Genomic DNA, 11,565 nt, shown 5'->3' with positions numbered 1-11,565 from the left:
CATCGTTGAGCACGTCGGCATCCACCGGCCTGTCGAGCGCGACGAGCTCGATCACGGCATTGTCGAGCTCGACCTCGACGGGGCTGAGCACGACCAACAGCACGGTGGCATCGTTGAGCACGTCGGCATCCACCGGCCTGTCGAGCGCGACGAGCTCGATCACGGCATTGTCGAGCTCGACCTCGACGGGGCTGAGCACGACCAACAGCACGGTGGCATCGTTGAGCACGTCGGCATCCACCGGCCTGTCGAGCGCGACGAGCTCGATCACCGCATTGTCGAGCTCGACATCCACTGCGCTGAGCTCAACGACCAGTAACATCACGTCACTGTCGACCGCCACGGCAAGTGGCCTGAGCTCGCTGTCCACTGGGCTGAGCACAGCCCGCAGTTCGGTCACTTCCCTGTCGACCGCCACGGCGGGCAGCTTGACCTCGCTGTCCACGGGCTTGAGCACGACTAGCAACAACGTGTCGTCCCTGTCTACTGGCCTGAGCACGACGAACAGCCAGCTCTTGTCGATCTCCACTGCGGTTAACGGTGGCGGCACCAAGTACTTCCACGCCAATGCCACCGGCGCGGACAGTAGCGCCAGCGGAGCCAACGCGATAGCAGTCGGTCCGAGCTCGACGGCTAGCGGCGCAAGCAGCGTGGCGGTCGGCGATACCGCTAACGCGGGCAGCGCCGGAGCTATCGCGATTGGCCAGTACGCGATGGCCACCGGCGGCCAGGCGGTGTCGATCGGCGCGGCCAACACCGCCAGCGGCGACGGCGCGGTGGCCATCGGCGATCCGAACGTGGTGACCGGAACCGGGGCAGTTGGCGCGGGTGCCAACAACACGGCTACAGGCCAAGGCGCGGTCGCGGCGGGCAACTTGAACATAGCTACTGGCCAGGGGGCAGTGGCGATGGGCAACGGCAGCACCGCGAACGGCATCGGGTCCGTGGCGCTGGGCAACGCATCAAGCGCGATCGGTGCGGGGTCGCTAGCCTTCGGCTCAGGGGCGGTGGCCAACAATGCGAACGACGTGGCGCTTGGCTCGGGATCTGTGACGAGCGCGGCTAACCCAACATCGGGCATGAGCATCGGAGGGACGGCGTATACGTTCGCGGGTACGACGCCGACAAGCGTGGTCAGCGTCGGAGTGCTGGGCGCGGAGCGTCAGATCACGAATTTGGCGGCTGGCCGGGTGTCGTCGAGCTCGACGGACGCGATCAACGGATCGCAACTGTATGCGGTGAGCCAGGCGGTGTCGTCGCTGTCTACCGCGGCGGTCTCGGAATTGTCAACGACCACTAGCGCGTTGACGTCCCTGTCGACCGCTACTGCGAACAGCCTCAGTTCGCTGTCGACGACGGTTAGCAACACGAGCAGCAACGTGGCGTCGTTGTCGACGGGTCTGAGCAGCACGACGACAACGATCAACTCGCTATCGACGGGTCTGAGCAGTGCAGCGAGCAACCTCGCGTCGCTGTCTACGAGCGTGGCGTCGGGCTCAGGCGGAACGCTGTCCACGACCAGCGCGGGTGGAACCGCTGCGGGCTCGGGCGCGCAGGCCAATGGTCCGGGGAGCACGGCGATCGGGGGCCAGTCGACAGCCTTGGGCAGCAATTCGACATCGTTGGGCCAAGGTTCGAACGCGACGGGCTCGAACGCGACGGCGGTGGGCCAGGGATCGAGTGCGACGGGCACGAACGCGATGGCGCTGGGTCAGGGGGCTAACGCCTCGGGCAACGGCTCGTCGGCGATCGGGCAGGGAGCGATGGCCTCAGGCGCGAACGGCACGGCGCTGGGTAGCAACGCGACGGCGGGTGGCGCCAATTCGGTGGCCATCGGTGCGGGCTCGGTCACCACCGATCCGAACACAGTGTCGTTTGGCTCTCAGGGTAACGAGCGTCGCCTGACTAACGTGGCGCCGGGTGTGAGCGGTACCGACGCGGTCAACATGAACCAGCTATGGGGGGTTCAGTCCAGCGTCAACCAGGTCGGCCGCCGGGCGTACTCGGGGGTCGCCGCAGCCACCGCGCTGACGATGATACCGGAAGTCGACCCGGGCAAAACCATCGCGGTGGGTATCGGCAGCGGCAGTTACCAGGGTTATGCCGCAACGGCCCTGGGTGCGTCGATCCGGTTCAGCAATAATTTGAAGGCGAAGATCGGCGTAGGCATCAGCGGTCAGGGCGCGACCTATGGTGCAGGCGCGTCGTACCAGTGGTGATGTTGGTATAAGCGCCGTCGAAGGTGGGATGCGGATAGTGTGTTTCCCACCTTCGAATTGCAAGCGTGCCGGTGAGGCGATGAGGACATGTCGACTAAAAATCTATGTTCTACATGCATCTTTGATGGACTTTCCTCGTCCACGCGGTTGAATCGTGCTCGGATCGCTTCCTTCTGCGATTTCGTCCTGATGGACCATCGCGTACCTTGGCTTGTGACCGGGTTGGGTAGTGGCATGGCTAATTGTTGAAGTCGAGCGTTTGCGTTTACCCGCTCCACCAATATTTCGACCACGGGAAAAATTTCTTGGCCTGCACTGGGATTGCTGTATCGGTATGGCAGACGAGAGCTATTTGCTTATGAGAAACAATGGGGAAAACCATGGATGCATCGCGTTGCGAGAATTCGCGTAAGACTCGATGGGTGGATGAAGCTCTGTGGCTACTGCGGCACGGTGATCTCGTGGGCGCAAGCGAATTGATCGAGCCGCAGATCGCAGCGCAAAGCACGGACGCACGGACGTGGTCGTTATGGGCCGAACTTTGCAGGATGCGCGGCAGGTTGGAAGTCGCGAATCATGCGTCGAGCCGGGCACTGGAACTGGATCCGGACAGTGGTTGGGCGTTTGTCGAGAAATCGCGTGTGTTGCTTGCCCAAGGAGATGTGGATGGCGCGCTGGGCAACTTCGAGCGGGCCTTCGATACGGATCATGCAAAAGGTAAATGGATGCGGGAGTGGGTGATGCTGTTGTTGAAACAGCACGACTACGAGCGGGCGGGTGAAGTGGCGTTGGCTTATTGCGAGAACCAGCCAAAGCGCGCACAGGCGTGGTTTATCCTCGGTTATTCGCTCGAGCGGGGTGGGCATCTATCGGCTGCTATCGAGGCGTACAACCGCTGTCGTATGCTCGATAGCCGGTTCCGCTTCGTCAATGTGAGTCTGGCGCGAGTTTTTCTGATGATGGGCGATATCCCAAGCGCCTCATTTCGCATCGAGGAAGCTATTGCCGGTGAACCTGCGGATTCGATTGCGTGGTTCACGAAGGCTCGGATCTATCAGTCGCGTCGGCAAACGGAGGCCGCGGAAATCGCTATCGAGCGCGCGCTTGCGCTTGCGCCGGATTGTCCTGAGTCGCTGCTGCTGTATGCGCAGATTCTGCGAGAGGCTGGCCGGTGGAGCGAGGCCAATTCTCTGGTCGAGCGTGCGATCGAACTCGCGCTAACTGACGGAGAGATCCGCTTTGCCCAGGCATGGGAGCAGTTATCCACGGACGGTTTCGGGCGTGGCTGGCTCGATTGTGAATGGCGCAGCCATGCGGGCGTCAGCAGGCAGTGCGTTGAGAGGCTGCCGATTGCACGCTGGAACGGCGAAGACCTGCATGGCAAGGCGGTATTGGTGTGGTGCGACCAAGGCCTGGCCGAAAGCATTGCGTTTTTGCGGTTCGTGCCGCGCCTTGCGCGCGCCATACGCAGTCGAACTGGTGAAATTGTCCTGTTATGCCATGACTCACTGCATGACGGGATGTCGGCCATGCTTAGTGGGCAAGTATCCCTGCTCCACGGGGGCACGGAGGTGTTCGAGGGCTTCGATTTCCACATACCGCTGAGCAGTCTGCCACTGTTTCTGGAAATCGGCATCGAGGACATCGACAAACGCTCATAGAAAGCGGCAAGCAGGATGCAGCGCGGCTTGCACGCATCTCGAAACCAGCGACCGACCATTGCCGTTGCACGTCGGTCTGAACTGGCTGAGCGAGGAAGTGGGCCATGGGGGCCGACATGGCTGATCCCGAGCCGGAACCCAAGCCGGATGTGAATGATCCAGCGTAATGACGGTCGCTGGTATCCAGCCACGCGCCTGCATCGTCAGGCCCGGTCGCGACCGCTCGTCGATGTCGTATCGAATTCGTGACGATCTGAACGGCACAAGGTCGACATATGGGTGTCTGTTTCTCGAATCTTAGAATTTCGGACTACAAATGATGAAAAGTACGAAGCTCAACGGGAGGACTGGGGGCACAAGACCGCATGATGGGAAGCATCAGTTTCCCGAACGGGTGGCTGAATTTGGCGATCGATATCAAAACCTAGCGAAAGAAATGGACGCGGCGCACAAGCGTGAAGTGTCCAAGGTGATCAACTGCATCGTCAAGCTGATCTCGATTTATAAACTGTCGATCGAAGATATTGCAGGTGCTATCAGCAATCAGCATCCGGCTAACCGACGCAAGGCCCGCTACATGGATCCGATGAGTGGTAGGACTTGGAGTGGTCGAGGCAGGCGGCCTGTGTGGATGAAGGGGCGAGATCCGGAGGAGTTCCTGCTTCCCGAAGACGTGGACTAATGTCCAATGCAATGTGGTCTGAGCGTCGCGCAGTCGAGTTATTCACGAACAGGTGGTCAAATGAATCTGGTTGTGACGTATGTGAATCAATGGTATGAGAGAAAGGTGCCCTATCCTGTTCTCGGGATTTTTTTGTACCTAAGGCAATCGCTTTACGAAAGCGTTGACGAATCGACTGCTGCTTATTTGCTGTGGGCGTATCGGCGCGGGTTCAACGAAATCCGTCGATGTTCGGAGTCGCGTACCGGTGGTCTACTCCAGATAGAGCATCCATTCACGGGCGGAGGCGAGCCGGACGTCGCTGTCAAACAGCAAGCCGAACGGTTGGGGCGTCTACACGGCCGTTGGGCACGCCTTTATCGCGAGGCATTGGTGTAAATGGTTTCAACCGATCGTCTGCACCATACCCCGTCAAAATCCGTGCAAGCCATGGGCGAGCGCCCTGCGGTTGGTATCTCGCTCTTTGCGCGAGACGGCCAGGCGATTTGGGAAAACGGCATTCACCAGAACATCGCATTCCTCGCGATGATGCTCAAGCGCTCGAATCGTGTCGGGCCCGTTTATTTCCTAAACGGTGGCGACGCCAATGGGTTGCCGGCCGGCCTCGAACTTGACGGCTTAGATATACCGCTCGTGAAACCCGCCGACGTCACGCACGATCTCGATGTCGTGATCGAAATGGGCGCGCAGTTGCCGGTCGAATGGCTTCGCCACATGAAGACGATCGGCAAGAAGGTCGCCGCGTTCTTCTGCGGGAACGTCTATGCATCTCTGTGCGAAACACCGATCTTCGGGAAACCGCCAGGACACGTATTCAATGGCGCACCGTTTGACGAAGTGTGGTTGTTGCCGCAATACGGCAAGACCGCCGCGCCGCTGCTGCAAACGATTCTGCGCACGCCCGTCCACCTGATGCCGCACATCTGGTCACCGTACTTCCTCGAGCGCCGTGCGGCCGCACTCCTTGGCGAAGGCGCGACGTTCGGCTATCAGCCTGGCCGTCGACCGTGGACGTTGGCGACGCTCGAGCCGAACCTCTCGGTCGCGAAGTCCTGCCACTACCCGATGCTCGTGTGCGAGGAGTTCTACCGTGACCAGCCTGATGCGGTGCAACACATGTTCGTTGTCAACGCGATGCACATGAAGGAACATCCTACCTTCGTGCATTTCGCGAACAGTCTCGATCTCGTGCGCCGGCACAAGGCGACGTTCGAACCACGACTCGACTTACCTGCCTTCATGGCGCGTCACGCGGATGCGATCGTGTCGCACCACTGGGAAAACGGACAGAACTATTTGTATTACGACGTGCTGTACGGCGGCTATCCGTTGATCCACAATTCGATGCTAATTGGCGACGCCGGCTATTACTACCCGGATTTCGACTCGGCCGCCGGCGGTCGCGCTCTGCTTGACGCGTGGCTGTACCACGACGAACGCATCGACGACTACCGTGCGAAGGCGAGCCAGCTGCTGCGCTCGGTATCGATCGACAACCCGGCGAACCTCGACGCGTTCATCTCGCGTCTGGTTGTCTGAACCGGAGAGTGTGCATGTCGAACTCCAATACCCATCAAGTGCCTGGAGGTGACAAGCGTCTCGTCGTCGGCGTGTCGCTGTTCGTGCGCGGCGCGGGCCAGTCTCTCTGGGAAAACGGTATCTTCCAGAACTGCCTCCTTCTGATCCTGTTGCTGCGGCAGTCGCCGCTCGTCGCTGAGGCGGTGATGGTGAATGGCGGCGAGCAGGTCGCGGATCCACAGATGATGCTAGGCGAGTGGGAGGTGCCGTTGCTGTCAATGGCCGAGGCACTCCAGCGCTGCGATATGCTGATCGAAATGAGCGCGCAGTTCGGCGCAGACTACCTGCGCGCGTTCCGCGATCGCGGCGGCAAGGTGGTCACGATGCGGGTCGGCAACGACTACGTGATCGACATTGAGCGTGCAATGTTCGACAAGCCATCGGGCTTCCTGTTCTCAGGCGCACCATACGACGCGGTGTGGACGATTCCCGAGTTCGAGCGGTCGTGCTTGCACTACTATCAGACGGGTCTGCGCGCGCCGGTCACGATCGTCCCACACATTTGGCACCCGATGCTATTCGACAAGGCGCGCGCTACGCTCGGTGCAGGCTTGTCATTCGGCTATCAGCCTGGCAAGCGGCGCTGGCGCGTGACGATATTCGAGCCAAACATTTGCATGGTGAAGACTAGCATCATTCCGATGTTGGTCACCGAAGAGGCTTACCGTGCGAATCCGGCCTTCCTCGAGTTCGTGCGTGTGTGTAATGCCATCCCCCTAAAGGACCACACGACGTTCATCCACTTCGCGAAGAGTCTCGACATCGTCGAGCATGGAATCACGACTTTCGAAAGCCGCTATGCGGTGTACGAGTTCATGGCTGCGTACGGCGATGCCGTGGTATCGCATACGTGGGAGAACGCGCAGAACTACCTGTACTACGAGTTGCTGTATGGTGAATATCCGTTGATTCACAATTCGCCGTATCTCGGTAAGGCTGGGTATTTTTATCCAGACTTCGACTGCCAGGCAGGAGGCCGTGCGTTGTTGCAGGCGTTCACCGAGCACGACGCAAACCTCGACGCGTACCGTGAGCAGTCGAAATACATACTCAGCGCAGTCAGCATCGAGAATCCCGCGAACGTGCACGCGTACACGCGAGCGATTCAGGCGTTGTATTGATGATCCGCTTGGGTTTTCCGGACCAAACCTAGCGCGAGTTTTCCGGCGTTTCGGGCCCGGTGGGGCCCGGCAAAAGCGCCAGCTGACGGGCGAATTCAGCCGGTGCCAAGTCTTTGAGAGCAGAGTGAGGACGGCTCTCGTTGTAGTCCCGCCGCCATGCTTCAATTATCGCTTTGGCTTCGCCCAACGTCTCGAACCAATGTAGGTTCAAGCATTCGTCCCGGAATGATCCGTTAAAGGTCTCAATGTGGCAATTGTCCGTCGGTTTGCCCGGTCGGCTGAAGTCTATTTTGGCTTGATGGTGATACGCCCACATGTCCAGCAGCCGCCCGGAAAATTCACTGCCGTTGTCCACGAACACATGCGTAAGCGATCCATTATCGACGTCTACCCAACAGCACTCTGAGCGAGGAGCATAGGTGTCCACCTATTCCGGAGGTGGACACCTATGGCTGACAAAAACTCACAGTTGCGAGTCGTTCGGCAAAGTAGTGACGGCCGTCGCCGTTACGATGAAAATGGCAAACGAGCCTTGGTGGAGGCGACGTTACGCCCGGGCGTGTCGGTGGCCCGCATGGCGCAAGAGCACGGGATCAACGCCAACCTGCTGCGCAAGTGGATCACGAAATACCTGATGGAGCGCGAGAAATGCGTCTCGCTGGCGCAGCAGGATAACGGCGACGACCGGCCGCCTTCGGGTGATGCGACTGACAGCGTGGCAATCGATCCTCCGAGTTCTCGCCAGCTCGTCGTTGGCGCGGCACCACCACCCGCGTTCGTGCCTGTTGTTCCGGTACCGCCTGCGTCCAAACCGCCATCCCCGTCGATGACGCTCACGCTGCATGTGCATCTGTCGAACGGTGTCGAACTTGAACTAGGCAGCGCCATCGCGACCATTGATGAACTGACAACCCTGGTCCAGATCCTTGGGAGGATGCCGTGTTCCGGTTCGACGACAATCTGAAGGTGTATCTGCACCGAGATCCTGTCGACTTCCGGTATGGCATGAACAGCCTGTCGATTCTCGTTGAACAGTCGATGCGCCTGAATCCGATGGACTCGTCGCTTTACATCTTCGCAAACCGGCATCGCGACAGGATCAAGATCCTTGGTTGGGACGGTAGCGGCTTCTGGCTTATGACGAAACGATTGGAGGCAAGCCGTTTCATCTGGCCCGACAACAAGGCTGAGATCGTGACGATGACGATCAACGTGCTGCACGCGCTGCTCGATGGCGATGACATTACTACGATTCGACGACATCCGAAGCAGGAATATTTGCGTTTGAGCTAAACAGGCGGACGGTGTGCTGGTCTAACCCGGCATGCCGGTCAACGTCACGATTACCGCCGAGGAACTGAAAGAGCTGCTCGCCGAACGCGATGCCGCTCGCGCGTTGCGAGAAGTACAGGAGGCATTACGCGGCGCCCTGCGGCTGGTGACAGCGGAACGCGATCTTGCCGAGGAACGACTCCGGGCCTACCGTCACGAGTTATTCGGCGCAAAGAGCGAGGCACGAGATTCAGATCAACCCAGCCTGTTCAATCAAGCCGAGGTGCTCGGCGCGAGCAGTACGCCTGCTCAGGAAGATAATCCAGAATCTACGGTCGCTGCACATAAGCGCAAGAAGCGGGGCCATCGCAAGCCACTTGATCCCAACCTGCCGCGCGACGTTGTGCGGCACGAGCTGCCTGAAGCCGAACGCTTCTGCACGAACGATGGTCACGCGCTCGTCGAGTTCGGCGTGGAGATCAGCGAGCAGCTCGACGTGATTCCGGAGCAGCTTCGCGTGATCCAGCACCGGCGTGTCAAATATGCATGTCCGTGCTGCGATCTCGGCATCAAGGTGACGCCGACGCCGTCTCGCATCATTCCTCGCGGGCTGTTGAGCGAATCGGCGCTTGCATGGATCGCCACCGGCAAGTATCAGTTCAGAATGCCGTTGTATCGCCAGGCCGGTCTGCTACGTCGCTTCGGCGGCGATATCTCGTCGAACACGATTGCTGCGAGCATGGTCCGTGTGGGTCTCGCGACGCAGCCGGTGATCAACCTGATGCGTGATGCGCTGCTCGATGCGGACCTGGTCTACTGCGACGAGACAACATTCCAGGTCCTGAAGGAGAAGGGGCGCAAACCCCAGACGAAGAGTTACCTCTGGTCGCAGATGACAGATTCGGGACATCCGGTCCGCTGCTTCACATACACGCCAGGACGCGGCGCGCAGCTGGCCGACAAACTGTTCATGGGCATCCGCAAGGGCGCGGTCCTGATGACCGATGGCTATGGACCCTATAACGGCATTGCCGAGCGATATCAGCTCGTGCATCTTGGATGCTGGGTTCACTGTCGGCGCTACTTCGTCAAGGCAGAAGAAAATGTGCCCAAAGCTGCGCGTTCGCGCGATCTGCTGGCCACGCGGTTCATCAAGCTGATCGGAAAGTTGTTCGCGGCCGAGGCACGCACTGCGAAATGGGAAGCCAACCAGCGACAGCGATTGCGACGGCGCTACAGCGCACGTGTGCTCGACGCCATTTACGATCTGATGCTCGAACAAACACCTGGCGTCGTGCCCAACAGCCTGCTCGGGAAGGCCCTGACCTACTTGCGCGAGCAGTGGCCGAAGCTGATCCTTTATGTTGAGAATGGAGACTGGCCCTTATCGAACAATGCCTGTGAGAATTCAATCCGTCCGTTTGTGATCGGGCGCCGCGGCTGGCTATTCGCGGACACTGTCGACGGCGCTGCTGCGAGCGCCAATCTTTACTCTCTCGTCGAAACCTGCAAAGCCTGTCGAATCGATCCGTACCGCTATCTCACCTTGCTGTTCCAGCGATTGCCTCTAGCAAAGAAGGTCGACGACTACGCCGCGTTGCTTCCGTGGAGCATGTCAGCTCAGTCTGGATGACTTATAGATTTGCGCGTAGGAAGTCCACGACCTCATGGTCGATCTGGCGATGAATTTCCACACGATCGATCCCGGGCGCATCCTGACAGATCAGGGCCGCACTGGCTGCGACCGAGGCCGGACAAGGATCAATGAAGACGAAGTGGTTGCCTGGCACGATGTGGACTGCGGGCGGTGTAGGCAAGCCTGACACAACTCCAAGCGAGTTTCTCGCAGAACCAAGATAGCTGTCGTCCTGCGGTCGATAGAGCATCGTCGGTACGCGCACAGCGGACAAGCCAGATGCCTCAAACATCATCGCCAGTGGATCCATCAGCACCAAGGCCTTCAGGCGGCGATCAACGGGCGGTTGCCAGGCTAGCAGGTCAGCAGGTACGGCCGCTTTGCCTTGGGTACCGTGCGCACCATTGCTGGTTGCTGGACGCGGACACGATCCCGGATCATCGTGATCTGCGCAGTACGCACTGGCATACGCAAAATCGGGTTTCGCTCCCGCCAGAATCAGCGCAGTGTAGCCACCGGCTGAGTATCCGATCATGCCAATTCGATCGACATCGGCGCTCGCGGAAAACCGTGGATCCGCGAGGACTGCATTGAGCGCGGCCTCTGCCTGCCGGGGCCGATCAATCAGAATCTGGGCTTGGGACGGTGCGCGGGGATAGCCTGAAGCGTCCCCAACGTGCGTCGGCAAGACGACGATAAATCCGGCGCGAGCCAGAGTTGTGGCCAATTCATGGTGGCTGAGGGGACCGCCGCCTCGTCCATGTGAAATTAATACAACGGGGAAGCGGCCATCTGATACGGGCGAAGCATCGCGCGTCGCCTCAACAGTGAACGGACCCGCTTGCCACGGAACTTCACGCTCACGCGTAGGGTAAAAGATCACCGTGTTGAAAGGGGCAGCTTCGTTCACCCCCGTGAGCCGGATTACCCCTGCGTTAAAAGTAGCCGGATCAGCCAGCGCGGAAGACGTACATACGATCGCCAGTAGGAGAGGCACTATCCAACGCATGTCACTACTCCTGGTCAGCCAGAATGAGAGGCGAAGGATATCAGAGCATTCTTACACGTTTGATGACCGAGGGGCGTCGTTTATCGATCGCTTACGATCTGCTGTACGTGGAAACGAGGCAGGGTCACATTTCATCGAATGTAAACAGACCCTAGGAGAGCGAGAAATATCATGCGCGGCTGGTCGTATGAAACTTGAAATGGTTGCCTGGTGTCCTAGTCCATTTGGACGAGGCATGAGCCAACGGTGGTCTGGCTGAAATGCATAAGTAAGGTGGCGGTAGGTTAGACATTCAGGAGAGCAAAGGATGGCGACATATCAAGAGCTGAAGGTGCAAATGGAGGCCCTCGCTGAACAAGCGGAAGCGGCGAGACAGAAGGAATTCCA

At 59.4% G+C, this 11,565-nt stretch carries 9 protein-coding genes and 1 pseudogene; 8 read left to right on the top strand and 2 right to left on the bottom strand.

What is annotated here, in order from left to right; genetic code table 11:
• The 5 genes from FB600_RS36575 to FB600_RS36555 all read left to right on the top strand — a co-directional run.
• The coding region (locus tag FB600_RS36575) for a YadA family autotransporter adhesin (RefSeq protein ID WP_261383549.1) at positions 1 to 2,219 on the top strand (2,219 nt) is incomplete at its 5' end.
• 422 nt (positions 2,220 to 2,641) lie between these two features.
• Positions 2,642 to 3,880 carry a tetratricopeptide repeat protein gene (locus tag FB600_RS36570; RefSeq protein ID WP_017923362.1) on the top strand — a complete coding sequence of 413 codons (1,239 nt, stop codon included), beginning with the start codon at positions 2,642 to 2,644 and terminating at the stop codon, positions 3,878 to 3,880.
• 316 nt (positions 3,881 to 4,196) lie between these two features.
• Positions 4,197 to 4,562 (top strand): H-NS family nucleoid-associated regulatory protein, encoded by a 366-nt coding sequence (locus FB600_RS36565; RefSeq protein ID WP_244107787.1) that lies wholly within the window; start codon positions 4,197 to 4,199, stop codon positions 4,560 to 4,562.
• Positions 4,563 to 4,940: 378 nt separating this feature from the next.
• Positions 4,941 to 6,101, top strand: a complete 1,161-nt coding sequence (locus tag FB600_RS36560; protein WP_409995272.1) for a DUF2827 domain-containing protein — start codon at positions 4,941 to 4,943, stop codon at positions 6,099 to 6,101.
• 14 nt (positions 6,102 to 6,115) lie between these two features.
• Positions 6,116 to 7,261, top strand: coding sequence for a DUF2827 domain-containing protein (locus FB600_RS36555; protein ID WP_017923366.1), 1,146 nt, complete (start codon positions 6,116 to 6,118; stop codon positions 7,259 to 7,261).
• Between the two features lie 28 nt (positions 7,262 to 7,289).
• Here FB600_RS36555 and FB600_RS36550 read toward each other — a convergent pair.
• Positions 7,290 to 7,616: pseudogene (locus FB600_RS36550) on the bottom strand (integrase core domain-containing protein); the annotation flags it as partial.
• Between the two features lie 93 nt (positions 7,617 to 7,709).
• Here FB600_RS36550 and tnpA point away from each other — a divergent pair.
• From tnpA to tnpC, 3 genes are read left to right on the top strand one after another with little or no spacing between them, the layout of a single operon-like run.
• Positions 7,710 to 8,225, top strand: a complete 516-nt coding sequence (gene tnpA / locus FB600_RS36545; RefSeq protein WP_145758296.1) for an IS66-like element accessory protein TnpA — start codon at positions 7,710 to 7,712, stop codon at positions 8,223 to 8,225.
• A complete protein-coding gene (tnpB, locus tag FB600_RS36540; RefSeq protein WP_145758297.1) occupies positions 8,201 to 8,554 on the top strand; it encodes an IS66 family insertion sequence element accessory protein TnpB in 354 nt (117 codons plus the stop codon). The genes tnpA and tnpB overlap by 25 nt, the downstream gene beginning before the upstream one ends.
• A gap of 31 nt (positions 8,555 to 8,585) precedes the next feature.
• A complete protein-coding gene (gene tnpC / locus FB600_RS36535; RefSeq protein ID WP_145758298.1) occupies positions 8,586 to 10,166 on the top strand; it encodes an IS66 family transposase in 1,581 nt (526 codons plus the stop codon).
• A 1-nt stretch (position 10,167) separates the two neighbouring features.
• On the opposite strand, the gene FB600_RS36530 is transcribed toward tnpC, so the two are convergent.
• On the bottom strand, positions 10,168 to 11,178 hold the full coding sequence (locus FB600_RS36530) for an alpha/beta hydrolase family protein (protein ID WP_145758299.1): 1,011 nt from the start codon (positions 11,176 to 11,178) through the stop codon (positions 10,168 to 10,170).
• Positions 11,179 to 11,565 lie beyond the last annotated feature (387 nt).

Origin of the sequence: Burkholderia sp. SJZ089, from assembly GCF_007828315.1 — a bacterium.
Lineage (GTDB): Bacteria > Pseudomonadota > Gammaproteobacteria > Burkholderiales > Burkholderiaceae > Burkholderia > Burkholderia gladioli.
The sequence above is the reverse complement of the archived record's forward strand: the minus strand, read 5'-3'. Positions and strand labels throughout refer to the sequence as shown.